We start from the raw sequence: 24,676 nt of genomic DNA on the forward strand, positions 1-24,676 counted from the left end.
ACCCGACGAAGCCGGTCAGCCGGCGGTACCGGCGTCGTCGTGCAGGGCGCGCAGGAGCATGGGCAGGGACCTGCGGAACTCCCGCACCCAGTAAGGCGGGTCGTGCGTGCCGGAGTAGAAGTGCGTCGTCACCGGGGTTCCGACGGATTCCAGGCGTGCGGCCAGGGCGCGGGACTCGCGCTCCATGATCGTCTCGGTGGGCGAGATGACGCCCTCGGGGAACGGGTCGGACGGGTCCTCCAGCCCGGGGACCTCCGGGTCGGGCTGCGTGCCCGGCGGGTCGAGCACGCCCGCCCTGCCGTCGCCGCTGGAGAGGTACACGGGGGTGTCGCGCAGCCGGTCGGCCAGGTGGTACGGGTCGTGGGCCTCCCAGTTCACGCGCTGGGCGACCGGGTCTCCCCACACCGCCTTCCAGTCCAGGCCCAGGGCGGTCATCCCGGCCCGGACCGCGTGCGGGTGCTGCAGGGGGTGCACATAACCGCTGTAGCTCGCCACCGCCCGGAACAGCCCGGGGTGGCGGCCCGCGTAGGAGAGTCCGCCGAACCCGCCCTGCGACTCGCCCGCGGCCACCCGGCGGGTGCCGGCGCCGTAGTGGCGTTCCAGGAGGGGGCGCACCTCCCGGAGGTGGAAGGTCTCCACGGCGGGCGGGCCGCCCCGGCCGTCGTTGTACCAGTCGCTGTAGAAGCCGAACAGCGGCATCTCGGGCATCACCACGAGCACGTCCCGCAGACCGGGAAGCTCCTGGAGGCGGGCGCCGTAGTCCTCCGTCCAGGCCCTGTGGTTGCCGTCACCGCCGACCAGGAGGTAGAGCACCGGCCAGCTCCGGCCGGGCCGCCGGTCCTCCCAGCCGTCCGGGGTCAGCAGCCGGACCTTCGCGGTGCGCCCCAGGGCGGACGAGTCGACCGTGAGGTCGACCAGGCGCTCCCCGACATCCTCCTCGGCGACGACCCGGGCGCCGTGGTGCGGTGCCGGGGCGCCCCCGCCGGCGTACGCCGCGGGGCCCTCCTCGGGCAGGAGGAAAACCGCGATCAGCAGGGGAAGCAGCAGCCGCGGCCACGACCGCGCAGAGTGCCAGGACATCCGACCTCCGTCACACAGGGGACACCAGAATCTTCACCCATTCGAACCTTGTGCGCACATACAGTGATCCCGCGGCCCGCCTGCCGTCGACCGTTCCCCTTCAGGAGGTCCGGGTCCGTGCGCTCCCCCTCCCGGCCCACCCCTGAAGGCCTCGACCCGCCCTCCACCGGGAACACCCCCCACCATATTTTTGAACAAGTTCAAATAAACGGCGGGATGTGCCATGCTGACGGTGCGGGTGTCCGTCGCCCGTACGCCCGTACGTCGACGAGCCGACCGCCTCGAGCGAGGAGCCGCCATGGCCACCGGATCCGCAGACAGCCCCGCGAGCCTCTACGGGCCCGTCTCCCTCGTTCTCGGCACGGCCGCTCTGGTCGCCGTCGTGTTCGCCGGCCTCCTCGGCATTGCGGTCCCCCTGCTCTTCGGCAGCCTCGCCGTCACCTTCGCGCTGCTCGGCCTGGGCCAGAAACTCAACCGGGTCCAGTGCGGTGCCGGCCTCGTCACGGGATCCCTGAGCGTGCTCTACCCGCTCCTCTACGTCACGGCCTGAACGCGACGTGGCGGAGCCCGGGAGTCGTATCCAGCTCCCGGGCCCCTGGGGATGCCACCCAATTGCGCACGCCGGCGGCGTTTAAGAGGACGGATCAGTCATCATGCCGTCGTGTTCTTCCTTTGAACTACCGCGCCGTGCAAGAGGCGCAGGCGAGAGTCGAACTCGCATCCGACGGCGTTCGTCCGTCCCCGGTCGGTCCGGCGATCGGCGGCGATGCTGAGACTGGAGCGAGAGTCTGAGATTGACCGCGGCCGCCGTCTCGGCGAGCCGCGCTTTCAGGCTGAACTTCAGTTTCAGCTTGCGCTCCTGACGCGAACCGGTCCTCAATTCCGGCCCGCGCCCCGTAGCGCACCCCCGCGCTCGCACGCGGGGGCGATCATGGTGGTGACGTGCGCCGCGTCAGCCGAACAGGTAGCCGAACACCGCGTCACCGACCCGCTGGTCGGCGACCTCGGCGCCGTTGGCCTCCTCACGGGCGAACTTCACGGCCTGCTGGAGCTTCTCGACCCGCTCCACCAGCTCGTTCACCCGCCGCGCGGGAAGCGCCCCGGAGAACTTCACGGTGGTCCAGTACCCGATGGGCACGTCCTCGTAGTACACCTCGACCTGCGCCGGGTGCTTCTCGGTGGCCTCCGCCTTGACGTGGTTGCGGGGGACCTTCTTCGTGCGGATCGTGCGGACCGGGTCGGTCTTCCACCAGTCCGTGGACGGGTCGTGGGACCAGGACTCGGCGGCGTCGAGGGTGGGCAGCTTCTTGACGAAGGTGTGCAGGTCGGCGAGCTGCTTCTCCAGGAAGAGCAGGTGGCTGACCGGGACGTCGGCGACGATCGTCCGCCCGTCGACGGTGACGTCCGCGCGGGCCGTGCAGTTCGCCCAGTCCTTGGTCGCGGTCACGTCGAACAGCCGCGTCAGCGACGCGGACATCTCCCGCAGCACGTCCTCGGCCTGTACCTGCACCCGCGTGGACTCGGGCGGCAGCTGCTCGCCCTCCTCGTCCTTCGGCTGGTACGTGCGCGAGATGCCGGCCAGCAGCGCCGGCTTCTGCACCTTGGTGTGCGCGGCGTTGACGTCCTGGAGCGACTTGCTCTTGACACCCTTCTCGACCGCGATGATCTGGTTCAACTTCGCCACGTCGGGCCCCCCTTCGAACTGGCAGGAACGTATCCCGCGCGGTCGTGATCCGTCGCGTCATTTTCCTCGTACGACTCCCGGGCGGGGTGGCGCCGGACCTCCGCGGCCAGGCCACGGCGGACCCGGACGCGCCGGACGGCGGTCCGTCCCCTCCCAGCAGATCCGCCGCACGGTGGGCGGTCGCGTCCGCGTCGGGGGGGAAGGAACCGGCCGGCCCGGCCGCTCCAGGTGACCACGAGTTCGTCGCGGGCGCGCGTGGCCGCGACGAACACCAGGGCGCGGGCCCGCTGTTCCCCCTGCCGGTACCGGTCCGGGTTCGTGATCCGGTACTGCTCGATGCGCTGGTGCGGTACCCGGCCCTCTCCGACCGACGTGAGGAGCACCCGCTGGAACCCCGGCCCTTTGAACCGGTGCATGGTGCCGATGCGCACGGCGTCCACGTCGGCCTCGCCCCTTCCCTGCCGAGTTCCACGGCCGGCAGCCGGAACTCCCTGGCGAAGACGCACGCGAACTCCTGGGCGGAGCCGCCGTCGGGGACGCTGACGGCCACCGCCGACCACACCGAACAACTCACCGCACCGGTCGGAGAACACGTCGGCACGAAACTGACGATCGAGCACGTCATGCCCCAGAGCCGGCGTGATCACTGGCCTCCCCTTGAGGACGACCCACTCGAAGGTGCCGATCGCGACGAGCTGGTTCACACCCTGGGCAATCTGACTCTGGTCACGGCTCGCCTGAATCCGGCTCCGGGCAACATGCCCTGGCAGGACAAACGGAAGTGGCTCGGCAAGCACAGCCTCCTGCGGCTCACCCACGGAACCCTGCTCAATCCTCCGCCCACCGTCGACGCCGGTGACTGGGCCGACGGCTGGGACGAGAACCGCATCCGCTCGCGCGGGGGTTACCTGGCTTCCCTGTCCCTGCACATCTGGCCGTCAGGGGACGACCTGCTCACGGGCTGAGCGGATTCGTCAGATGTGCGGCTCCGGGGCGAAGCCCGTCCAGCGCAGTTCGGCGGGCAGGTGGCGCATGTCGTTGAGGACGAGGAGGGAGGCGGGCCGGCCGGGGGTGTAGCGGATGACGGTGAGCGCCGCGTTGCCGTGGTTGAGGCCGAGCCAACGCCACTTCGGCGCGTGCAGGGCGTCCCGGACGAGCCAGGCGACCAGGAAGTTGTGGGTGACGACGAGTTCGTGCCGGTCCTGCTCACCTTCCACCGGACCGGTGAACAGGTCCAGCGCCCGGCGGGCCAGCGCGGGTCCGTTCCTCCGGTCCTCGTCCGTCGCGCCGGCGAGGAAGCGGACGTAGAGGTCCGCCGATTCGGGCGGCAGCTCGTCCTTGTCCGGTATGCAGGGCACGTAGTCACCGGCGACGTCCGAGACGTGCAGGGGGACGTCCTCCAGCTGGGCGCCGATCAGGCGTGCGGTCTGCTCCGCCCGCGGCAGGGGGCCGTGGTGAACGGCGGCGAGGGGGACGTCCCGGAGGCGTCGGCCGAGCAGGGTGGCCTGCCGCCGGCCGGCCTCCGTCAGCCCGCTCCCGTCCGGTGACGCCTCGCCGTGCCGGGCGAGGTAGAGGTGACGGGCGGTCGTGCCGGTCATCGTGAGCTCCTCCGTGTCCACCAGTGGTCCTGTGCACCGGTGGACGCCGGTCCTGGGGCGCCGGTTCCCCCGCGTCCGGGGAGTACCGGTCGGTGTCGTCGTCGAACCGGTTCACGGCCACCACGAAGGGTGCGCGGTGGTGCTCCGGCCGGTCGATCGCGTACCGGGAGTCGTCGTGCGAGCCGGGAGAGCCATCGGCTCCCGCTGAACTGCGGCCGGAAGGTCAGCCGCCGCCGAGCCAGGCGGTCGGGTCCGTGTACTGGCCGTCGAGGAGGACCTCGAAGTGGAGGTGCGGGCCGGTGGACAGGCCCGTCGAGCCGACGAACCCGACGCTCTGGCCGGTGGTCACGCTCTGGCCGGTGGTCACCTGGAGGGCGGACAGGTGGCTGTAGGTGGTCTCCAGCCGTTTCCCGTCGACCGTGCCGTGGTCGATCACCACCCGGTAGCCGTAGGCCGGGGTCAGGCCGGCGAACCCGACCCGTCCCTCCCACGCCGCGGACACCTGGGCGCCCTGCGGCGCGCCGAAGTCGACACCCGTGTGGAGTTTGGTGATCCCGGTCAGCGGGTGGGCGCGCGAGCCGAACGGCGAGGTGACGGCGAGCGTGGTGACGGGCGGGGCCAGCAGCGCGCCGGCGGCCCGGCCGCTCTCCTGCCCGGGGTTCTTCCGGACCAGCGCGTCGTACCGCGGCAGCCGCTCCTTGACCCCGGCGACGAACGCGCGGGCCGGGTCCGGGACCTTGCCGGCCTTCTCGACCTGGTCCGCCCCGGCCGCGTACGCGGCGAGCGTGAGGTCGGCGACGTCGCCGTTGACGGTGCCCTTGGTGCGCAGCGCGGTCATCTTCTCCGCCAGGGAGCAGTCCTGCCGCCCCAGCGCCATGATCGCGTCCACCGCGTCGCGCGGCGAGGACGTGCCGTTGCCGTCGTCGTCCCGGCCCCAGGTCTTCCAGTCGGCGTCCGTGAAGCGGGCGATGCCCTGTTCGGAGAGGCTCGCGGTGTCGTCCCGCCACCCGGACAGCTGGTCGATGTGCGCGGCGAGGAGCGCGGGCGTGACGCCCGCGCAGTCCGCGGTCGCCCTGCGCAGCCAGGGGACGTAGGAGCCGTCCACGTTGCTGACGGCCGATCCGCCCGGCGCCGGGTCCGGCGGCGGGTCCGTGTCGAAGCCGCCGGCCAGGGAGACGAAGCCGAGGACCCCGGTGAGCGTCGCCAGGCCGGGCAGCACGATCAGGATGAAGGGGCCGGGGCCGGGGCCGCGGCGGCGGCGCGGTGGGTTGCGGGTGCCGGGCGCGTCGGCGGCCGGCGGGCCCCCCGCCGGTGACGGGGTGGCCGGCTCCGCCGCGGGCGCCCGCGGTCCGGGCGGTGCCGCGCCGTCGTCCGCGGACCCGTCCCGCGGGGCCTCGTGTCCGGTGGGGCCGGGCCGTTCCGCGGGGTGCCGCGCCGGACCGGGGCGCGGCCGGAGGTCGTCGTCGTGTCCGGCCGTCCCCGCCGCGAGGGGGTACGCCGCGCCTTCCCTGTCCTTGGTCACGTGCCGGGCCGGCTCCAGGAGGGCGCCACGGCGGGGCGTGATGTCGGCGGGGTGTATCGGCTCACGCTCAGACGCTAACGGGCCCGTGACACGGCGTCACCGGTCGCGGGGACAGGGTGGACTGCCCGATGGGGCACCGCCGGTGCCCGGCGCGACGGAACCGGCCGGGGCCGGCGGTGGGGTCTGGCTGTACGCCGGGTTCCGCCCCGCCCAGCGGGCGATCACGCTCCTGCCCGCGCTTCCACGGGCATCCGGCGACGGGCCGGTTCCTTTCATCGCCTGCGCGCCACGGCCAGGGAGACGATGACGATCACGAACGTGCCGAGCATGGTCCAGGGCACCCACGCGGGCAGTTCGTCCAATCCGTCCGAAGCCATCAGGATTCTCCCACTGTGCTTGTCCACGGGTTGCTCCTTTGTGCCCTCTCCCCGTCGCGGAGCCTGCTGCGAGTCGTGCAACGGGCCCCGCGACGGGGCATCTCCGAGGTCGTCGGTCGTCTGTGGCCGTCTACCGGTTCCTGCTGCGCCGAACGCCGAGGACGATCATCATCACCACGACCGCGGCGAAGACTGCGATGAGCAGCCAGGTCGGCAGGTTCCCCGCACCGCGGTGCGCCAAGGTCTGCAGCTCGTGCGACATAGGTGTCTCAGCCTCCCGGACACGGACCGATCAGACGCTGATCGGCCACTTCGCATTGGTGGTCATTGGACGATGGAGCCGTATGCCTGTTCTGCGGCTTCTCCCGCGACGTATCCACCAGCCGCACAGCCCACCGAACCCGCTCCGCCGGTGACCCACATGCACCCGGCGGTCACCGCCTTGTCGGCCACGAAGCCGATGGCCGTGCCGGCTGCCTCCTGGTACTGGCCCCGTGAGACCTGACTCGCGAACTTGGCGGCGTCATACACGTCCAGTGCCTTGCCCAGCTTGTCGGCACCGGCGTTGACCCAGTCCGGCAGCGTGCCGTTGGGGTCGATGCGGTTGACGGGGTCGCCCTCGGCGTAGAGGTAGGGGTTCTTCTCCTGGCCGGAGGGGTCGGGACTGGTGAAGCGGCCGATGTTGGGGTCGTAGTAGCGGGCGGAGAAGTGGTACAGGCCGGTCGGGTCCTGGTAGCCGCCGGCGAACCGGTACGGCTGCGGGACCTTCTCGGTGGTGGTGGCGCGCTCGACGCCGCGGGGGCTGTAGGCGTAGGTGTTGACCGCGGTGCCGGTCTCGTCGGCGAGCGCGACGACGGAACCGAGCGCGTCGGTGAGGTAGTAGTACGATTTGCCCCCGGTCGTCATGGAGTTCAACGTGCCCCCGGGCTCACGGTTGAATCCCATGTCCACGCCGGCGGTGGTCTTGGCGGACAGGCCGAGCGGGCCGTTGTGGAAGAAGGTGTCGCCGAGCTTGATGCGCTCGCTCTGGTCGGTCGAGCCGTACTGCCCGGCATAGGTCTTGCCGCCGACGGTGACCGACGTCATCTGGCTGTAGTCGGACCACCGCTCGCCTGTGCGGGTGCCTTCGGGCGTGGAGGCGCCTGCGGTCTCGTTGCCGGCCTGGTCGTAGGACCAGTTGGCCGAAGAGCCGTTCTTCCCGGTGATCTGCTGGGCGTCGTTGACGGTGTAGGTGGTGCCGCGCGGGCAACCGGGGTCGACGCCCTGGCTGGTGAGGTTGCCGGCCTGGTCGTAGCAGTACTGCCAGGAGGAGTTGAGCGTGGTGCCCTTCTCTTCCCTGGCGTAGGAGAAGCGGCCGGCGCTGTCGTAGTCGTAGGTGGTCCTCAGGCCGGTGACCGCGTCGGTGCGGGTGCGGATCCTGGCGCCGTCCTCGCCCGCGTTCGAGTACGAGTAGGCGAGGTCGACGAGAGTGCCCTCGGACGAGGTCGCCTTGATCTTCTCCGGCCGGCCGGACTCGTCCGGGGTCACCGTCTGCACGGTGCCGCCCGGGTAAGTGGTCGTGGTCCGGAAGTCGTTGGCGTCGTACTTGTACGTCGTGGTCCTGCCGGTCGGGTCCTTCAGCGCGGTGAGCTTGTTGACCGCGTTCCAGGTGTAGTCCGTGACGCCGGCCGGGTCCTCGTAGGTGTCGACGTTGCCGGCCGGGGTGTAGGTGAGCCTGGTCTGCGAACCGTTCTGCAGCGTGCGGACCGTCTCCCTGGACAGCGGGTCGAACTCGTACGTGGTCACGCCGGTGCCGTCGTCGCGCTGGCGCAGGTTGCCGTCACCGTCGTAGTGGTAGCGCACCGTGGCGTTGGTGGAGGAGACCAGGACGATGCGGTCGCGTTCGTCGTACGTGTACACCGCCTTGATGCCGCGGCCGTCGGTGACCGTCTCGGGGCGGCCGAGCGCGTCGTACGTGTAGGTGGTGTCGCCCAGCGGGGCGGGCGGGTCGACCTTGGACAGGTTGCCCTTGGCGTCGTAGTCGAACGACGTGGACACCGACTTGGTGGCCGACATGGTCGTGGTGACCTTGCAGACCTGGCCCTCGAAGCCGTCGCAGGTCGGCGAGGCCGGGTTGTGGTCGAAGGTCCGCCTGCCGCCCCCGGCGCCGGTCACCGCGACGGACTTGGTGTTGCCGGCGGTGTCGTACGTGTAGTCGGTCTTCTCCCCGTCGGCACTGGTGAACGTGCCGGGCAGGTCAGCACCGGCGATGGTCTGGTACCCGGTCAGCGTCGCGGTGGCTCCGGTGGGCAGTCGGGCGGAGGTGGGGTTGTTGCGCGCGTCCCAGCCGTAGGCGGTGACGTTGCCCGCGCCGCCGCCCACGCCCATGGCGTCCTCGGCGGTGTCGACGTTGTGGTTGGCGTCGAACGTCCGCTTGCGCGTGTGCTTCAGCGCGTCGGTGACCCGGGTGACGCCACCGTCGGCGTTGTGCTCGTACTCCGTCGCGTGCTGCTCCGGGTCGGTGACCGTCGTCGTGCCGGCCGCCGACGGGTCGGTGTTCGAGTACGTGTAGGTGTACGTCGGCCCGGTATGTCCGGCTGCGGCGTCGAACTCGGTGGCGCGCAGCATGGAGCGCACGCGATTGCGGTCGTCGTAGGTGAAGACCGTGACCCGCCCCTCCGGAGTGGTGATCTTCGTCAGGCGACGGGAGGAGTCGTAGCCGAAGACGGTGGACTTGCCCTCGGTGTCGGTGGTCTTCGCCAGGTCACCGGACGCGTCGAGGTCGAAGACGGCGGTGCGGCCGGTGTGGTCCCTGGCCTGCCACTGGTCGCCGTAGGTCTTGGCCAGGTCGATCCAGCGGCCGGAGCGGGTCTCGGTGAGCTTGAAGCCCTTGTGCTCCGTGCCCTCGTCGTGCTGGTCGACCGTGATGGCGCCGTGGTTCCTGTCGGTGACCCTCGTCAGCGTGCCGTGTTCGTCGTAGGTGTCCTTGGAGCCCGTCTTGCGGTCGGTCAGCGTGTAGGTGCCGTCCGCGTTCTTCTTCAGGTCCTTGGAGTAGCCCTTGGGCGTGGTGAGGGTGCCGTCGGTGTTCCGCGTGAAGCTGACGGTGGCGCCGGTGGGGTCGTAGAGGACGACCTCGCCGGAGAAGAACCGGAGGTAGCGCTCGTACTCCTGCCACCAGCGCTGGGACACCTTGCCCCAGGGCGCGTCGAAGGAGTTGTACGTCCGGGCCAGGCGGAGTTTCTGGCCCACGCCGGCGATCTCGAAGTCGGTCGCGGCGAGCATCAGGTTGCCGGTGGAGAGGTTGATCCTCGCCACCAGGGAGTCGGTGATCCGGAAGTCCGAGATCTGGTGCCAGGGCACCGCGCCCTGGCCCTCCGGGACGTACACGGTCGGCGCGGCCCCGGCCGTCGCCGACCGGGACGAACCCTTCGGCGGCTTCGGGTTCTCACCGGTGCGGGCGCGTTCCCTCTGTTCCGTCCGCCACGCGGCCTGCTCCTTCGTCGGCTCGGCCTCGGCCTCACCGGGCACCGGCTCGGTCTCGCCGACCTTCACCGGCGGCACGTCGAAGTCGGTCCTCTTGCCCCACGCCGACGTCGGACCCGGATCCGCCGGCCCGGGTGCCGGCGCGGCGAGCGCCGGGGCCGCCGGAGCGACCAGGGACAGCGCCGCCAGGGCCGCTACGAGCCCGTGACGCGAGGATCTCCGGGCACGCCGAAACGGCGTGCTTCCAGCACGCGAGTGCATCAGCTTCCCCCCACAGGAAGTCGGAACCAGTGACCCCAGCAGTCACCAGTGGCACACAAGCTGTCACAAGAAGCACACGAATCGGCGCCACGTTCCCTCGAACCGATCTTCCATACGAGCCGGAATCAGCCCCGCCGCTTCGTCGGGACAAAAGCCCCCTTTCCCGGCGGAGATCATCGCGGCGTGACCGAAGTGGTCATTCCCGACGCCGCTTCCCGCCGGGGGACCGACCGGAAACGGACGCCCCGAAGTGGCCTCCGGCCCGTTTCCGTCCCTGCGCGAACCCCCTCGGCCGGGTTCGAAGCCGCTCGACGTCCGGCCGGACAGCTCTCACCGGCTTCGATCAAGGTGTTCACGGGGCTGTGCCCGGCAGAAGTCGTCCCAGAGATCGCGCCGAGCTCGCGGGGCTCCTGTGCGCGGTCCTTCACCGGGGCCGCACCCGCGCCGTCCGTTGCGTGTCACCGCAGCCTTCGGCCTGATGGCGCCCCCGCGCCCCCGCGCCCCGGGGACCCTCCGCCCCGTGACGCAGCCGGCCCCCGGAGGGCGGGAAAGGGCCTCCGACACAGGTCGGAGGCCCTTTCCAAGGCGAAGCCGCAGGTGGCGGCAGACGAGTCGGGCTGTACGCCGGGTTCTGTTCCGGCGGGTCCTCGCGGGCCCGCCGGCGACGGCCATCCATCTAGGGCCGGCGTTGCCGCCGGCCTCGTGCGGTCTACCCGCGGACTCGGGCGGGCAGCCCTCGATCGTCCGCGCAGAGACGCCTTCCCTTCCGAGGAGGCGTCCCCTCTTGACCTTGCTCCGGGTGGGGTTTACCTAGCCGCCTGAGTCACCTCAGGCGCTGGTGGTCTCTTACACCACCGTTTCACCCTTACCGGGGGCCGCCCTCTTCGAGAAGAGAACAGTCCCGGCGGTCTGCTTTCTGTGGCACTGTCCCGCGGGTCACCCCGGGTGGCCGTTAGCCACCACCCTGCCCTGTGGAGCCCGGACGTTCCTCGGGAAGTCCCGTGAGGGACTCCACGCGGCCGCCCGCCCGGCTCGTCTGCCGTGCCGACCATGGTACCGGGCGGGAGCGGGGCTTCGGCGCGGTGGCCGTCGCCAGGACCGAACCGGTGAGGATCAGGGCGAAGGCGGCGAGGACGCCTCCCGTCAGGGGCTCGTCCAGGAAGAGGGCGCCGGCCGCCACCGCGATCGCCGGGTTGACGTACGTGATCACCGACGCGCGGATCGGGCCGGCCTCCCTGATCAGCTCCAGGAAGGCCACGAAGGCCACCGCCGTGCAGACGACGCCGAGGGCGGCCAGGGCGGCGAGGGTGTCGGCCGAGGGCAGGGCCGCCGGGCGGGTCACGGCCGCCGCCGGGAGGTAGACCAGGGCGGCCAGGGCCAGGCAGGGCGTGATGAGGTGCAGCGTCGGGACGTCCTTGAGGTGGCGGTCGGCGATCAGCGGGGCCGTGGCGTAGCCGACGACCGTCACCAGGACCTCCGCCAGGGACAGGGCGTCGCCGCCCGCCAGGTGGGGGACGGTGAGGACGCCGACGCCGCCGAGGCCCGCCGCGAGCCCCGTGATCCGGCGGGCGCCCAGCGGCTCCGCGGCGCCGAAGGAGCGGGCGAGCAGGACGCCGACGATCGGTACGCCCGCGATCAGCAGGCCGGCCGTGGAGCTGGACAGGTGGCGCTCGGCGTCGGTCAGGGTGTACCAGGGGCCGACGATCTCGATGACCGCGAACGCCAGCACCGGCTTCCAGCGCGTCCGCAGGTTCCGGGCCAGACCCGGCTGGCGCAGGGCGAAGGGGAGCAGGATCAGGGCGCCCAGGGCGCAGCGCGTGAACACCACGGTCGACGGGGACACCTCGTCCACCGCCACTTTGATCAACAGATAGGGGATGCCCCAGACGACTCCCATCAGGGAGAACAGGGCCCAGCCGCGTGCAGTCATGCGGTGAGTGTCGGCCGGGTCAGCGGGCGCCGTCTTGAACGCTGTTGCGGTACGCCGCCGGGGTCACCCCGAGCACACGGCGGAACCAGCGGGTCAGGTGGGCCTGGTCGGCGAAGCCGACGAGAGCGGCCGCCTCGGCGGGGCGCGCTCCGGCGTCCAGCAGGGCGCGGGCCCGGGTCACCCGGTGCTGGGCGAGCCAGGCGTACGGGGGCGCCCCCATCGTCGTGCGGAAGGCGCGCAGGAGCTGGTAGCGGGAGAGGCCGAGGTCGGCGGCGAGTGCGGCGAGGGAGGGCGGGGCGAGCAGTTCGTCGGCGAGGCGGTCGCGGACGGCGCGGGCGACGGCGCCGGCGCCGGGGACGGCCGTGTCGTCCGCGCGGGCGGTGGAGTGGCGGCGGGCGAGGGCGGTGAGCAGCCAGGGGATGCGGGACTCCGCCTCCAGGGGGTCCGGGCAGGAGCTCACGTCCGTGTGGGCGCGGCACAGGGCGGCGGCCAGCTCGGGGTCGTCGAGGACGGGGTCGCGGAAGTGCGGGGGGCCGCCGCTGCCGAGGGTGCCGTCGGTGAGGAGGGCCGGGGCGGCGTAGAGGGCGCGGTAGGAGTAGCCCTCGGGGGCGGCGGGGCCGCCGGTGTGCATCTCGCCGGGTTCGAGGACGACGATGGAGCCCGGCCCCGACACGATGCGTCCGCCCCGGTAGGCGATGGTCTCCAGGCCGCCGACGGTGACGCCGACCGTGAACTCGTCGTGGGCGTGCGGGGCGTACTCGTGCCGGTCGAAGCGGGCGGTGAGCAGGTCGAGCGGCGGGCCGCACCGCCCGAGCCGTGCCCTGGTCCAGCGCGCCTGTTCCCGTACGTCCGTCACCTCGCACCCCCGCCCACAGGGGATCAGAGGAAGTCGGCGGTGTCCAGGTCGAATCCGAAGGGGGCGGGGAGGGTGATCGGTTTGCCGAAGGGGCGGGTGCACCGCTCGCGGTACTCGTCCTTCTCCGGGTCGCTGAACAGCGTGATCGAGGAGGCCTCACGGTCGACGAGGAGGTGGAGGGGGATGCCTCCGCGGGCGTGGCAGCGACGCTTGGCCTCGCGGTCCGCCTGGGGCTTGCTGGAAGTCACCTCCACCACCATGGCGACGCCGTCGCAGGGCATCCAGGGGTCGGCTCCCCGGTAGAGGCGCAGTGCCGTGGGAGCGAAGGTGCCGTCCGGGATGGCGTGGTTCTTCGGGCGGGCTCCGCCGCTCTTCAGCTTCAGGCCTTTGTTCCCGGAGAACTGCATGTCCGTGCGGGACTCTCTGACCACCTGCGTCACGATCAGCCCGATGCAGTCCTCGTGGTCCCCGTCCGGCGGCGTCACAACGATCTCCCCCTCGATCAGCTCGGCCCGGAAACCCTCCGGGGTCTCCAGGGCGAGGAAGCCCTCCAGCAGGACGTCCGCCCGCGAAAGCGGCTCATGAGCCATGGCAGTCGTGTCACGCCCCTCCTTCTGTCGCCCGCCGGACTGGGACATCGGCTGATCGCCTGTCCGTGGGATCGGGAACCGTTGCCTCGGTCGTGGCACAGGAGCAGGACCGCCGTCAGGCGACACAGCACTGCCTTGACCCTGCCGCAGCGTCAACGTTTCCACTGGGGCCATGCGGATCGGAGAACTCGCCGCCGCCGTCGGGGTCACCACGCGGGCGGTGCGGCACTACCACCTGCTGGGGCTGCTGCCGGAGCCGGAGCGGCTGGGCAACGGGTACCGGGACTACACCCTGCGGCACGCCGTCGTGCTGGCGCGGATCAGGCGGCTGACCGAGCTGGGTCTTGGGCTCGCCGAGGTGCGGGACGTGCTCGCGGACGACGCGGGCAAGGACCTCGTCGAGGTGCTGACGGAGCTCGACGAGGACCTGGCGCGGCAGGAGGCCGCGATCCGGGAGCGGCGGGCGCGGCTGCGGACCCTGCTGGAGGGCGAGGGCGGGCTGAGCGCCGAGGGGCCGGTCTCGCCGGAGCTGGCCGCGCTGTTCCGGGACACGGCTCACCTGTCCGACTCCCCCATGGCCGTCAAGGACCGCGAGATGCTCGCGCTCGTCGAGACCGCGGCGCCGCCGGAGGAGCGGGAGCGGCTGATCGGGCTGCTCGGCGGGGTGGTGAGCGCGCCGGGCGGGGCGGAGCGGGCGCGCGCCCTGTACGGGATGCTCGACGCGCTCGCCGACGCCGATCCGGACGATCCGCGCGTGGAGGAGGCCGCCCGCGCCCTCGCCGCGTCCGTGCCGGACGGTCTGGTCCCGGAGGGAACCGGCCTCGGTGAGGCCGACGGCTTCCTGCGGGCCCTCTACGCCGACTTCGCGCCGGCCCAGGCTGAGGCGTTCCGCCGCATGCTGCGGATCCTCACGGAGGGACGGTCATGAGGGGCGTGCGGGTGGCTCGGGCGCTGGCCCGGCACGAGCTGCGGCTGATGATGAGCCTCTGGCTGTGGGTGGCCCGGCGCAAGCACGGTGTCGGCGGCGGTACGGCGTCCGGGTACGCGCGCGGGCAGGCGGCCCCGATGTACGGGTTCGCGTCCGTGTGCGTGGTCGAGACGGTGGCGATGTCCGTACTGCCGGGCGACCGGCCGACGGTGCACTCGGTGGTCCTCTCCCTGGAACCGGCGGGGCACTTCACGGGGACGGGCTTGGACCCCGCCGTCCTCCACGGCGCCGAACTGGACCGGCCGGCGCACGCCGTACCCTGACGTCGAGCTCGATCGAAGGAGTACGTGTGCTTGTCCTGCTGCCGCCGTCCGAAGGCAAGGCCGCTTCCGGCCGCGGTGCCCCGCTGAGGCCCGAGTCGCTGTCGCTGCCGGGGCTGGCCGCCGCGCGGGAGGCCGTCCTCGCCGAGCTGGTGGACCTGTGCGCCGGCGACGAGGACAAGGCGCGCGAGGTGCTCGGGCTGAGCGAGGGGCTGCGGGGCGAGGTCGCGAAGAACGCGGAGCTGCGGACCGCCGGGGCGCGGCCCGCCGGGGAGATCTACACCGGGGTGCTGTACGACGCCCTGGACCTGGCGTCCCTGGACGCGGCGGCGAAGCGGCGGGCGGCGGCGTCCCTGCTGGTCTTCTCCGGGCTGTGGGGCGCGGTCCGGGTCACCGACGAGATCCCCTCCTACCGGCTCTCGATGGGCGTGAAGCTGCCCGGCCTCGGCCCGCTGAGCGGGCACTGGCGCGCGCCGATGGCCGAGGTGCTGCCCGAGGCGGCCGGGGACGGGCTGGTGCTGGACCTGCGGTCGGCGGCGTACGCGGCGGCCTGGAGGCCCAGGGGCGAGGTCGCCGGGCGGACGGCGACCGTACGCGTGCTGCACGCGCCGACCCGGAAGGTGGTCAGCCACTTCAACAAGGCGACCAAGGGGCGGATGGTGCGGAGCCTGCTGACGGCCGGGGCCGCGCCGAAGGACCCCGCCGGGCTGGTGGAGGCGCTGCGGGACCTCGGCCACGAGGTGGAGGCGACGGCGCCGGCCCGGGCGGGGGCGGCCTGGTCGCTCGACGTCCTAGTGGACGAGGTGCACTGAACCCTCGCGTTGCAGTAGGCGCAACGGCCTTTGCGTGGTGTGCACCGGGCGGGCAGGATGACGCCATGCGCTCTCCCCTGCCCTCCTCGGCCTCCTCCTCCGTGCTGGACCTCGCCCCCGTCGTGCCCGTCGTCGTCGTCGAGGACGCCGCCGACGCCGTGCCGCTGGCGCGTGCGCTGGCCGGTGGCGGGCTGCCCGCGATCGAGGTGACCCTGCGGACGCCCGCCGCGCTCGACGCGATCCGCGCGATCGCCGGTGAGGTGCCCGAGGCCGTGGTCGGCGCCGGGACGGTGATCACGCCGGCGCAGGCGGACGAGGCGGTGGCGGCCGGGGCGCGGTTCCTGGTCAGCCCGGGGTGGACGGACGTCCTGCTCGAGGCCATGCGGGCGTCCGGGGTGCCGTTCCTGCCGGGGGTGTCCACCGCCTCCGAAGTGGTGGCGCTCCTTGAGCGGGGGGTGCGGGAGATGAAGTTCTTCCCGGCGCAGGCGGCGGGCGGCACGGCGTACCTGAAGTCGCTCGCCGGGCCGCTTCCGCAGGCCCGCTTCTGCCCGACCGGGGGCATCGGCCCCGACTCCGCGCCGGACTACCTCGCACTGCCCAACGTGGGGTGCGTGGGCGGGAGCTGGATGCTTCCGGCGGACGCGGTGGCCGCCCGGGACTGGGACCGCGTCGAGGCGCTGGCCCGGGCGGCGGCGGGGCTCAGCGCAGGTGCGAGGTGTCGTTGAACAGGCGGACGCTGGCGTTGCCGTCGGCGTAGTACGCCACGGCGGAGAGGGAGGCCGCCGACAGTTCCATGCGGAACAGGGCCTCGGGCGGGGCGCCCAGCGCGAGGCGTATGAGGGTCTTGATCGGTGTCACGTGGGTGACGAGCAGGACCGTGCGGCCGGCGTACGCGGCGGTCAGCCGGTCGCGGGTGGCGGCGACCCGGGCGGCGGTGGCCGCGAAGCTCTCGCCGCCGCCGGTGGGTTCGGCGTCCGGGGAGGACAGCCAGGCGTTCAGGTCGTCGGGGTGGCGTTCGCGGACCTCGCCGAAGGTGAGGCCCTCCCAGGCGCCGAAGTCCGTCTCGCGCAGCCCGTCCTCCACGGTCACGTCCAGACCGAGCCGGGCGGCGACGATGCCGGCGGTCTCGCGGGTGCGGGCGAGGGGCGAGGCGACGACCGCCTGGACGGTGCCGCGCCGGGCGAGGAACTCGCCGGCCTTCTCGGCCTGCTCCCGGCCGACGCCGGAGAGGGAGGGGTCGCTGCCGCCGCTGCCCGAGAAACGCTTCTGCGGAGTCAGCGGGGTCTCGCCGTGCCGCAGCAGCACGAAGGTCGCGGGCGGCCCCAGATCGGCGGGCGCCCACCCGGCGCTAGGCGTGGCGACGGCCCGCGCGGCCCGGACGTCGGCCTCGGCACCGGCGCCCTCGGGAGCGTCGGCGCCTCCGGCTGCGACGCCGGTCCCGGACGCCCCGGAGGCGGTGCCGGACGGGGGGACCGCGTCCGCGGGCCGCGCGTCGGCGGGGCCCGCGGGCGCCGGTGCCAGCGCCGCCCGGGCGCGGGCCGCGCCCGCTGCCGCGTCGCCGGGCGGGCCCGCGGGCCCGGGGAGCGAGGGGCGGGCCGGCGGGGCGTCCAGGGCGGCCCGGGAGGTCGCCGCCGACCATGCCTCGCCCCGTTTGCCCGCGTCCATCGCCTCGTTGGCCAGGCGGTCGGCGTGCTTGTTCTGCGCCCGCGGGATCCACTCGTACGTCACCCGCTCCGGCGGGAAGACCCGCGCCGCCTGGGCCGCGAGCGGCTTCATCGCCGGGTGCTTGATCTTCCAGCGGCCCGTCATCTGCTCGATGACGAGCTTGGAGTCCATCCGGACGTGGACCCGCGCCCGAGGGTCCAGCTCGTGGGCGGCGCGCAGGCCGGCCAGCAGGCCCCGGTACTCGGCGACGTTGTTCGTGGCGACCCCGATGTACTCGGCCGCCTCCACCAGGGTCTCCCCCGTCGCCGCGTCAGCCACCACGGCCCCGTAGCCCGCGGGCCCCGGGTTGCCCCGGGACCCGCCGTCCGCCTCGACGATGAACTCCCGCACCGCCGGTGGCCCCTACAGCCCCGACTCGGCCGTGCGCACCAGGATGCGCCGGCAGTTCTCGCAGCGCACCACCGTGTCGGGGGCCGCGGAGCGGACCTCGTTCAGCTCGGTGATGGCGAGCTCCTGGCGGCAGCCCTGGCAGGTGCGGGCGTACAGCTTCGCCGCGCCGATGCCGCCCTGCTGCTCGCGCAGCTTCTCGTACAGGCTCAGCAGCGGGGCGGGCACGGATGCGGAGACGACCTCGCGCTCCTTCGTCACCGAGGCGGCCTCGCCGTCGATCTCCTCGACCGCCGCGTCCCGGCGCGCGGTGGCGTCGTCGATCCTCCCCTGCACGGAGCCGACCCGCTCGGTCAGTTCGGCGACCCGCTCCTGCGCGGACTCGCGGCGCTCCATGACCTCCAGGACGACGTCCTCCAGGTCGCCCTGCCGCTTGGCGAGGGAGACGATCTCGCGCTGGAGGTTCTCCAGGTCCTTCGGCGAGGAGACGGCGCCGGAGTCGAGGCGCTTCTGGTCGCGGGCGGCGCGCTGGCGCACCTGGTCGACGTCCTGCTCGGCTTTGGTCTGCTCGCGGGCGCAGTCGCTCTCCTCGGTCTGCGCGGCGACGAGCAGGTCCCGCAGCTGGGCGAGGTCCCGGTTCAGCGACTCGATCTCGGCGTGCTCGGGCAGCGACCTCCGCTTGTGCGCGAGCTGCTGGAGGCGGACGTCGAGGTCCTGGACGTCGAGGAGTCGGATCTGGTCGGCGGGCGCGGCGTTCAGTTGGGGGCTCCAGATGTGTCGGTGGTGGTAGAGGCCGCGTGGGCGGTCCAGGGGTCGGTGACCGTCTTCGAGACGTGGACCCGCAGGCCCCATCCGTGGCGATCGGAGATCTCGTCGAGCTGGGCTGCGGCCAGCTCGCACCAGGGCCACTCGGTGGCCCAGTGCGCCGCGTCGAGCAGGGCGAGGGGGCCCTGGGCGCGGTCCGCGACGAACTCGGACACCGGGTGGTGGCGCAGGTCCGCGGTGAGGAAGGCGTCCACGGCGGCGGCCCGTACGTGGTCGAAGAGGCTGTCGCCGGAACCGCCGCTGACGGCGACCGTGCGCACGAGGGCGTCGGGGTCGCCGGCGACGCGGATGCCCTGCGCGGTGGCGGGGAGGCGTTCGGCGGCGAGGGCGGCGAGGTCGCGGACGGTCAGCGGGTGGGCCGGCTCGCAGACGCGGCCGAGCCCCCGGCGGCCCTCCGGATCGGTGGCGTCCGGCACCAGGGGCCGCAGGACCCTGAGGTCCAGGGCGCCGGCGAGGGCGTCGGAGACTCCCGGGTCGGCGGTGTCGGCGTTGGTGTGGGCGACGTGCAGCGCGATGTCGTTCTTGATGAGCGTGTGCACCACGCGGCCCTTGAAGGTGGAGGCCGCGACCGTGGTCGTCCCGCGCAGATAGAGCGGATGGTGGGTGACCAGCAGGTCGGCGTCCAGCCTCACCGCCTCGTCGACGGTCTCCCGGACCGGGTCGACGGCGAACAGGACCCGCGTGACCTCCTGGTCGGGCTCGCCCACGACGGTGCCGACCGCGTCCCAGGACTCGGCCCGCTCGGCGGGCCACAGTTTCTCCAGCGCGGCGATGACTTCAGACAGACGGGGCACACCTGAAAGGCTACCTGGCCGTTCCGTGCGGCAGTACCGGCATCCTGGAGCACACACCCCTCTCCTTCCTCGGACGAATCGTTCCTGGAACACCCTTACGTGTGAAGCGCGGGCCCACCGCTCCGCCGTCCGTGCGTGCGCGACCTACCTTCGTCACCGGAGGTGACCGAACGATGACGGTCTGTGCCATCGAACCCGGGGCGGGACACGAGGAGGGAGCCGGACGGGCGGGCTGCGCCATCACCGCCGACGGCTCCTACGCCGCACGCCTCGCCCTCGCCGGCGACTCCTTCTTCCCGGAGCGCTGGACCCTGGACGGCCCCGAGCCCTACGCGGTGCCGCTGCCCGGCAACCAGCCCGAGGAACCCGGCACCGAGGTGCAGCCCCTGAGCGACGGCCGGGTCCTCATCCGCCGGCCGTCCGGCGGACGGCACGCCTTCTCCCTGCTGTACCCGACCGGCCCCGGCACCGGCGAGCTGCCGCTGGGCACGGTGGAGTGCCCGGAGGAGGACACCCGACTGCGGCTGCTGCCGCCCGCGCCGGGCGGGGAGCGGGCGTACGCCCTCGCCGTGGGCCGGCGGTCCACGGTGGTGTGGCTGGTGGCGGGCGGCGCGTTCGGGCCCGAGCAGCTCGCGGAGGTCCCCGGACGCTGCTCCGGCGGGGTGTGGCTGGACCGCGAGGGGCGGATGCTGGCGCTGGACCGGGAGACCGGCGGGCGCACCAAGGCGGTCGTGGTGGACCTGGAGCGCGGCGGCGAGACGTCCCCGCTGCTGCAGATCGCCGACGGCAGCGACGACCGGCTGCTGCTCGCCGATCCGGACAGCGGGCTGCTGCTGATCCGTTCGGACGCGCCGTCGCCCGGCCGGGGCCGGCTGGGCTGGGGGGTGCTGGGCAGCACGCTGCCGGTGCGTTTCCCGGAGTGCCTGCGGCTGGCGGACTGCGCGGTCACGCCGTTCGCGATCCAGCCGGGGCAGATGCTGACGCCGGAGGGCTGCGCGGTGGCGCTGCGGATCGACGGCGCGTTCGGCAGCTGGGTCGGGGTGTGGCGGCCGGCGGAACGACGGGTGCACCACTTTCCGGCGCCCGCGGGGTGGTTGGCCGGCGCCGGGCTGTGGACCGTGGGCGGGGAGCTGCGGCTGCCGTACGCCACCGGGGCGGTGCCGTGCGGTGTGGCCGGGCTGAGGGCGCCCTGGCGGGAGCGGCCGCGAGAAGGGCTGGACGTCCGTCCGGTGGTGGACCTCCGGGAGGCGCCGGGCCGCCCGGCACCCGCCGAGCCCGCACCCGTGTCGGTGTCCGACGGCGGGCTCCCCACCGCCGTGGGGCCCATGGCCCGAGGCCGGGTGCCGTCCGCCGCCGCGCCCATGACCGAAGGGCGGCTCGTTCTCCCCGCCGCCCCCGTGGCCGAAGAGCGGGACCGGTCCGCCGACGCGCCCACGGCCGAGGGCGCGACCCCCTCCAACGCCGTCCTCATGACCGTGGGCCGACTCGCCACCACCACCCCGTCCACGAACCAGGACCACGCCCCGCCCGAGGGCCGGCTCACCACCGCCGTCGGCCCCATGGCCGGAGAGCTCCTCCCGCCCTGCGCCCTGCCCGGCGGCGGCAGGTCGCCGTCGTATTCCGTGCGCATCGCCGACGGTCCGTTCCCGCTGTGCACCGCACACACGGTCGGCGGTCAACCACAGCCCCCCAGCGAGTGCATGGCCGACGGCCGAAGCCCCTTCCACGCCGAACTCCCCGCGCCCGAGCCCCCCGCCCCCCGCCCCGTCCCCTTGCAGAAGGCGCCCCTGGACCGGCTTGTAACGAAGTAGCCGCGGTCGGCGTGGCCGCCTGGATCCGGGTGGTGGTGGGCCGGTTACACTCGCCCGGCTGTAAAAGAGATCGTGTTTACGGGGTGAGTTCCTTCCGATGAACGACATCAGCACGCACGAGCCGCAGTCCGCCGAGAGCGGACAGGCCTCTGCCGGACACGGCAGGCACCGGGGCCCTGTCTCCACGCAGGACGCGGAAGCGTCCCCGCGCGGCCGGCACCGCAGGCCGGAGCAGGCGAACGAGTACGCGGAGTCGGCAGCCTGACCACCCGTCAGGCACCGGTCCGCACCTGAGCCGGGTCCCGGCCGTCGTCGACGACGACCGGGACCCGGCTCCGTCGTGTTCGGCCGCCGTACCGGCGCGTACCGGCGCGTCACCTCTCCCCACCGCGCCGACGACCACCTACACCGCACCGTCCCCGCGTCACATCCGCATCCGCAGCGTCTCGCCCGGCTGCGCGTCCCCGGCGAACCGGGTGACGCAGGAGCGGACGCGGGTGACGTCACCGTCGAGCAGGGCGCCGACGACCGCCTCGAGGGTCATGCCGTAGGTGAACAGGCCGTGCGGGACGGGCCGTTCGAACCCGGTGGGCACGGGGCTCCCGGCGTCGTTCCGGCGGCCGGGGCCGAGCGGGGGCGGGCCGCTCCGCCCGCGGTGGGGACGGCGTGGTCGCCCGCGGGCGGCCGTCAGCGCGCCGTCGTCCTCCGGGGCAGCCACAGCCACATCACCGCCGCGCCGGCCAGCAGCAGCGCCGTGCTGGTGCGGAAGGCCTGGGCGTAGCCCTCCGTCAGGGCCTGCGGGGTGCGGGTGGCGCCCGTGCGGGCCGCCGCGATCGTGGACATGATCGCGAGGCCCAGGGAACCGCCCATCGTGCGGGAGGTGTTGACCAGCCCGGAGACCAGGCCGGCCTCCTCCGGCGCCGCGCCGGACATGGCCAGCGAGGCCAGCGGGGTGGTGGCGAGGCCCGCGCCCAGCATCATCAGGACGCCGGGGACCATGACGGCGGTGAGGTACGCCCCGTCCGCGGTCATCGTCGACTGCCAGCCGAAGCCGGCCGCCGCGGTCAGCGTGCCGAGCACGGCCGTCGCGCGCGGTCCCGCCGTACGCATCAGCCGGGGCGCGAGCTTGGAGCCGATGATCACCGCGAGCGAGCTCGGCACCAGGGCCAGTCCGGCCTCCAGCGGGGTGTAGCCGAGCACGTTCTGGGCGTACAGGGTCATGAAGAACCACATGCAGAACATGGCGCAGCCGCTCAGGAGCATCGCCGCGTTCGCCGACGCCACCGACCGCAGCCGCAGCAACCCGAGCGGCATCAGCGGGGCCTTGGCCCGTGCCTCGGCGAGGAGGAACAGGGCGAGGAGGACGAGCCCGGCGCACAGCGGCGCCACCGTGGCCGTCGCCGTCCAGCCCTCGGCCTCCGTCTGTGAGATGCCGTACGCGAGGGTGGCGAGGCCGGCCGTCACCAGGAGCGCACCCGGCAGGTCGAGCCGCCGTCCGTCCCCGGCCCGGCTCTCCGTGAGCCATCGGGCGGCCCCGGCCAGCACGACCGCTCCGACGGGTACGTTGATCAGCAGGACCCACCGCCACGACAGCGCGTCCACGAGCACCCCGCCGACGAATCCGCCGGCCGCGCCGCCGCCGGCCCCGACGGCCGTCCAGGTCGCTATGGCCCGGGTGCGGGCCGCGCCCTCCGGCACGGCCGAGGTGACGATGGTGAGCGTGGAGGGCGCCAGAACGGCCGCCCCGAGTCCCTGCACGGCCCGGGCCAGCAGCAGCTGCCAGCCGTCCTGGGCCAGCCCGCCGGCCAGCGAGGCCAGCGTGAACAGGCCGAGGCCGACGAGGAACATCCGCTTGCGCCCGTAGAGGTCGCCGGCGCGTCCGCCGAGCAGCATGAAGCCGGCGAAGGCGATGGCGTACGCGTTCACCACCCACTGCAGGCCCTGCTCGCCGAGCGCCAGCCCGCTCCGCATGGACGGCAGGGCGACGTTCACCACCGAGATGTCGAGGACGACGAGGAACTGCCCGGCGCAGGCGAGCGCGACCACCAGCCAGACGGACGATGTGGCACGGGCGGACCTGTGGGCGGCGTCGGTGGTTTCGAGCATGTGCGCCATGTTCTCAACCGGTCCCCGCCCCGGCACCGGCTTTTCGTCCTACCCGCACCCGGTCCCCGGTCCTGGACACCGCCCGCCGCCCCCGGTCGGCCGGGGGCGGCGGACGGCTCCGCCGGAGCGGGCCCGGCGGTCACATGCGGTGGCTGCCGCCGGTGTCCCGGTGGTGTTCGTGCTTGGTCTTGCGGGGGATGAGCCCGGCCAGTCCCAGCAGGCCGAGCAGGCCCCACAGCCCGCCGTTGCCGCCGCCGTCGTCGTCGTTGTCGTTCTGCGCCTGCACGACCGTGGCGGTGGCCGGCTGGGCCGCCTGCCCGGCGCTCTGGCCGAACGCCGCGCCGGCCGGGGCGACGGCGAGCAGAACGCCGATGGCGACGGTGCCCACGAATTTGCGCATTGCTGTCTCCCTCGTCTCAGTGGTCCCGGCAGTCACTTTCACGCCATCCGGAGTGCCCCTTTTCATCCCCTACAGACTGAAATGCGGGAAATGTAGAGAATCTATTGATTGCCGCTTCAACCGAAGGGTGCCGACGCCCGTCGGCGCATCGGCACGAAGGAACGGTCGAGAATTCGTCAGCGGCTCGGAGCCGGACCAGCCGCCTCGGTGTACGGGGCTCGGTCCGCGCGTACTCCTGCACACGGCCGGGCCCCGGAGGCACCCTTCATGACGCAGACGACGACCGGCCCTCCGGGCGACCGTCGGACCGGCGTCCGCGGCCGCGGGCGGGCAGCGGGTAGGACCCGGAGCGTGCGCAGACGGTCCCGGACGCCGCCGGGAGCACGTACGTCCTGGCCGCCCGCGCCACCGGCCGCGCTCCGCTCGGCTCCCCGGTCCGCCACGAGGGCGACGGGCGCCCGGCCGACCTGGACCCGTCCCTGCCGGGCGAGACGGTCTCCGCCCGACTCCCCTCACCCGGCGGCACCCCCTGCCGGCCGGTCCGGCAGGGGGTGCGGCAGCATGGGCCCGTGCACACACGTACGCCCTCGGGAGAGGCAAGCCCCATGTCGATGGCACCCGGGCCCGGGATCCTGGCCGCGTTCGAGGCGGCGAAGGGCTTCATGCCCGTGGACGAAGGGCTGGCCCTGTACGCGGCGGCGGCCGAGGCCGGCCGTCTCGGGCTGCCGCTCCTGGAGATCGGCAGCTACTGCGGCCGCTCCACGATCCTGCTCGCCGACGCGGCCCGCGCGGCCGGTGTCACCGCGCTCACCGTGGACCACCACCGCGGCAGCGAGGAGCAGCAGCCCGGCTGGGAGTACCACGACCCGGAGACGGTCGACCCCGAACTGGGCCTGATGGACACCCTCCCCGCCTTCCGCCGCACCCTGCACCGGGCGGGCCTGGAGGACCACGTGGTGGCCCTGGTCGGCCGCTCGCCCCGGATCGCCGCCCTCTGGGCCTCCCCGCTCGCCCTCGTCTTCATCGACGGCGGCCACACCGACGAACACGCCACCGCCGACTACGAGGGCTGGGCCCCGCACGTCGTCGAGGGCGGCCTGCTCGTCATCCACGACGTCTTCCCCGACCCGGTGGACGAGTTCACCGGCCAGGCCCCGTACCGCGTCTGCCTCCGGGCCCTCGCGTCCGGCGCGTTCACCGAGGTCTCGGCGACCGGATCCCTGCGCGTACTGCGCCGTACCGGCACGGACGCCCGGCACCGCTAGGGT

General features: G+C 73.3%; 24 protein-coding genes, 1 other RNA gene and 3 pseudogenes. 9 read left to right on the forward strand and 19 right to left on the reverse strand.

The features are described 5' to 3' along the window. Positions 1 to 15: 15 nt before the first annotated feature. Complete coding sequence (locus ACZ8ZB_RS10245; protein ID WP_470737395.1) at positions 16 to 1,080, reverse strand: alpha/beta hydrolase; 1,065 nt, start codon at positions 1,078 to 1,080, stop codon at positions 16 to 18. A gap of 298 nt (positions 1,081 to 1,378) precedes the next feature. Between ACZ8ZB_RS10245 and ACZ8ZB_RS10250 the strand changes: the two genes are divergently transcribed. Beyond that, positions 1,379 to 1,630, forward strand: coding sequence for a hypothetical protein (locus tag ACZ8ZB_RS10250; protein WP_470737396.1), 252 nt, complete (start codon positions 1,379 to 1,381; stop codon positions 1,628 to 1,630). Positions 1,631 to 2,032: 402 nt separating this feature from the next. On the opposite strand, the gene ACZ8ZB_RS10255 is transcribed toward ACZ8ZB_RS10250, so the two are convergent. Both ACZ8ZB_RS10255 and ACZ8ZB_RS10260 read right to left on the reverse strand, forming a co-directional pair. Further along, complete coding sequence (locus ACZ8ZB_RS10255; protein ID WP_470737397.1) at positions 2,033 to 2,764, reverse strand: DUF7873 family protein; 732 nt, start codon at positions 2,762 to 2,764, stop codon at positions 2,033 to 2,035. After that, positions 2,752 to 3,180 carry a 3'-5' exonuclease gene (locus ACZ8ZB_RS10260; protein ID WP_470741455.1) on the reverse strand — a complete coding sequence of 143 codons (429 nt, stop codon included), beginning with the start codon at positions 3,178 to 3,180 and terminating at the stop codon, positions 2,752 to 2,754. Before ACZ8ZB_RS10260 ends, ACZ8ZB_RS10255 begins: the two co-directional genes overlap by 13 nt. Here ACZ8ZB_RS10260 and ACZ8ZB_RS10265 point away from each other — a divergent pair. Continuing rightward, positions 3,175 to 3,729 (forward strand): HNH endonuclease family protein, encoded by a 555-nt coding sequence (locus ACZ8ZB_RS10265; protein ID WP_470737398.1) that lies wholly within the window; start codon positions 3,175 to 3,177, stop codon positions 3,727 to 3,729. The genes ACZ8ZB_RS10260 and ACZ8ZB_RS10265 overlap by 6 nt on opposite strands. Before the next feature lie 9 nt (positions 3,730 to 3,738). On the opposite strand, the gene ACZ8ZB_RS10270 is transcribed toward ACZ8ZB_RS10265, so the two are convergent. The 10 genes and pseudogenes from ACZ8ZB_RS10270 to ACZ8ZB_RS10315 all read right to left on the reverse strand — a co-directional run bounded on the left by ACZ8ZB_RS10270 (position 3,739) and on the right by ACZ8ZB_RS10315 (position 13,360). Beyond that, a complete protein-coding gene (locus ACZ8ZB_RS10270) occupies positions 3,739 to 4,362 on the reverse strand; it encodes a histidine phosphatase family protein (RefSeq protein WP_470737399.1) in 624 nt (207 codons plus the stop codon). A gap of 73 nt (positions 4,363 to 4,435) precedes the next feature. Continuing rightward, positions 4,436 to 4,537, reverse strand: a pseudogene (locus tag ACZ8ZB_RS10275) (ATP/GTP-binding protein); the annotation flags it as partial. A gap of 48 nt (positions 4,538 to 4,585) precedes the next feature. Then, positions 4,586 to 5,884, reverse strand: a complete 1,299-nt coding sequence (locus tag ACZ8ZB_RS10280; protein ID WP_470737400.1) for a M23 family metallopeptidase — start codon at positions 5,882 to 5,884, stop codon at positions 4,586 to 4,588. Between the two features lie 272 nt (positions 5,885 to 6,156). Further along, on the reverse strand, positions 6,157 to 6,288 hold the full coding sequence (locus ACZ8ZB_RS10285) for a hypothetical protein (RefSeq protein WP_470737401.1): 132 nt from the start codon (positions 6,286 to 6,288) through the stop codon (positions 6,157 to 6,159). 103 nt (positions 6,289 to 6,391) lie between these two features. Next, entirely contained in the window at positions 6,392 to 6,523 is a 132-nt protein-coding gene (locus tag ACZ8ZB_RS10290) for a hypothetical protein (RefSeq protein WP_470737402.1), read from the reverse strand. 62 nt (positions 6,524 to 6,585) lie between these two features. Beyond that, positions 6,586 to 9,792 carry an RHS repeat-associated core domain-containing protein gene (locus ACZ8ZB_RS10295; RefSeq protein ID WP_470741456.1) on the reverse strand — a complete coding sequence of 1,069 codons (3,207 nt, stop codon included), beginning with the start codon at positions 9,790 to 9,792 and terminating at the stop codon, positions 6,586 to 6,588. Between the two features lie 796 nt (positions 9,793 to 10,588). Continuing rightward, positions 10,589 to 11,019: RNase P RNA component class A (gene rnpB, locus ACZ8ZB_RS10300), an RNA gene on the reverse strand. A gap of 115 nt (positions 11,020 to 11,134) precedes the next feature. Continuing rightward, positions 11,135 to 11,914, reverse strand: a pseudogene (locus ACZ8ZB_RS10305) (DMT family transporter); the annotation flags it as partial. A gap of 19 nt (positions 11,915 to 11,933) precedes the next feature. Next, positions 11,934 to 12,770 (reverse strand): AraC family transcriptional regulator, encoded by an 837-nt coding sequence (locus ACZ8ZB_RS10310; protein ID WP_470737403.1) that lies wholly within the window; start codon positions 12,768 to 12,770, stop codon positions 11,934 to 11,936. Between the two features lie 23 nt (positions 12,771 to 12,793). Then, complete coding sequence (locus ACZ8ZB_RS10315) at positions 12,794 to 13,360, reverse strand: Uma2 family endonuclease (RefSeq protein WP_470737404.1); 567 nt, start codon at positions 13,358 to 13,360, stop codon at positions 12,794 to 12,796. 172 nt (positions 13,361 to 13,532) lie between these two features. Here ACZ8ZB_RS10315 and ACZ8ZB_RS10320 point away from each other — a divergent pair, with 172 nt between their 5' ends. From ACZ8ZB_RS10320 to eda, 4 genes are all read left to right on the forward strand, one after another. Then, entirely contained in the window at positions 13,533 to 14,288 is a 756-nt protein-coding gene (locus ACZ8ZB_RS10320; RefSeq protein WP_470737405.1) for a MerR family transcriptional regulator, read from the forward strand. Next, positions 14,285 to 14,611 (forward strand): hypothetical protein, encoded by a 327-nt coding sequence (locus ACZ8ZB_RS10325; protein WP_470737406.1) that lies wholly within the window; start codon positions 14,285 to 14,287, stop codon positions 14,609 to 14,611. Before ACZ8ZB_RS10320 ends, ACZ8ZB_RS10325 begins: the two co-directional genes overlap by 4 nt. Positions 14,612 to 14,637: 26 nt before the next feature. Continuing rightward, complete coding sequence (yaaA, locus tag ACZ8ZB_RS10330; RefSeq protein ID WP_470737407.1) at positions 14,638 to 15,420, forward strand: peroxide stress protein YaaA; 783 nt, start codon at positions 14,638 to 14,640, stop codon at positions 15,418 to 15,420. A 65-nt stretch (positions 15,421 to 15,485) separates the two neighbouring features. Continuing rightward, positions 15,486 to 16,145, forward strand: coding sequence for a bifunctional 4-hydroxy-2-oxoglutarate aldolase/2-dehydro-3-deoxy-phosphogluconate aldolase (gene eda, locus ACZ8ZB_RS10335; protein ID WP_470737408.1), 660 nt, complete (start codon positions 15,486 to 15,488; stop codon positions 16,143 to 16,145). Here eda and ACZ8ZB_RS10340 read toward each other — a convergent pair. From ACZ8ZB_RS10340 to ACZ8ZB_RS10350, 3 genes are read right to left on the reverse strand one after another with little or no spacing between them, the layout of a single operon-like run. Further along, positions 16,120 to 17,475 (reverse strand): bifunctional RNase H/acid phosphatase, encoded by a 1,356-nt coding sequence (locus ACZ8ZB_RS10340; protein ID WP_470737409.1) that lies wholly within the window; start codon positions 17,473 to 17,475, stop codon positions 16,120 to 16,122. The genes eda and ACZ8ZB_RS10340 overlap by 26 nt on opposite strands. 12 nt (positions 17,476 to 17,487) lie before the next feature. Next, complete coding sequence (locus ACZ8ZB_RS10345; protein WP_470741457.1) at positions 17,488 to 18,231, reverse strand: zinc ribbon domain-containing protein; 744 nt, start codon at positions 18,229 to 18,231, stop codon at positions 17,488 to 17,490. Then, positions 18,228 to 19,091, reverse strand: a complete 864-nt coding sequence (locus ACZ8ZB_RS10350) for a Nif3-like dinuclear metal center hexameric protein (protein ID WP_470737410.1) — start codon at positions 19,089 to 19,091, stop codon at positions 18,228 to 18,230. The genes ACZ8ZB_RS10345 and ACZ8ZB_RS10350 overlap by 4 nt, the downstream gene beginning before the upstream one ends. 173 nt (positions 19,092 to 19,264) lie before the next feature. Here ACZ8ZB_RS10350 and ACZ8ZB_RS10355 point away from each other — a divergent pair. Both ACZ8ZB_RS10355 and ACZ8ZB_RS10360 read left to right on the forward strand, forming a co-directional pair. After that, a pseudogene (locus ACZ8ZB_RS10355) lies at positions 19,265 to 20,266 on the forward strand (hypothetical protein); the annotation flags it as partial. A 733-nt stretch (positions 20,267 to 20,999) separates the two neighbouring features. Further along, the gene (locus ACZ8ZB_RS10360) at positions 21,000 to 21,167 is read left to right on the forward strand and encodes a hypothetical protein (protein ID WP_470737411.1); all 168 of its coding nucleotides are present in this window, start codon (positions 21,000 to 21,002) and stop codon (positions 21,165 to 21,167) included. Positions 21,168 to 21,326: 159 nt separating this feature from the next. Here the strand turns inward: ACZ8ZB_RS10360 and ACZ8ZB_RS10365 are convergent, their stop codons facing one another. The 3 genes from ACZ8ZB_RS10365 to ACZ8ZB_RS10375 all read right to left on the reverse strand — a co-directional run bounded on the left by ACZ8ZB_RS10365 (position 21,327) and on the right by ACZ8ZB_RS10375 (position 23,408). Next, entirely contained in the window at positions 21,327 to 21,497 is a 171-nt protein-coding gene (locus tag ACZ8ZB_RS10365) for a MaoC/PaaZ C-terminal domain-containing protein (protein WP_470737412.1), read from the reverse strand. Between the two features lie 92 nt (positions 21,498 to 21,589). Further along, a complete protein-coding gene (locus ACZ8ZB_RS10370; protein ID WP_470737413.1) occupies positions 21,590 to 23,017 on the reverse strand; it encodes an MFS transporter in 1,428 nt (475 codons plus the stop codon). Between the two features lie 130 nt (positions 23,018 to 23,147). Beyond that, a complete protein-coding gene (locus ACZ8ZB_RS10375) occupies positions 23,148 to 23,408 on the reverse strand; it encodes a WGxxGxxG family protein (protein ID WP_470737414.1) in 261 nt (86 codons plus the stop codon). A 605-nt stretch (positions 23,409 to 24,013) separates the two neighbouring features. Between ACZ8ZB_RS10375 and ACZ8ZB_RS10380 the strand changes: the two genes are divergently transcribed. Then, positions 24,014 to 24,673, forward strand: a complete 660-nt coding sequence (locus ACZ8ZB_RS10380; RefSeq protein WP_470737415.1) for a class I SAM-dependent methyltransferase — start codon at positions 24,014 to 24,016, stop codon at positions 24,671 to 24,673. The last annotated feature ends 3 nt before the right edge of the window (positions 24,674 to 24,676 follow it).

This window comes from Streptomyces sp. 12E (assembly GCF_055633275.1).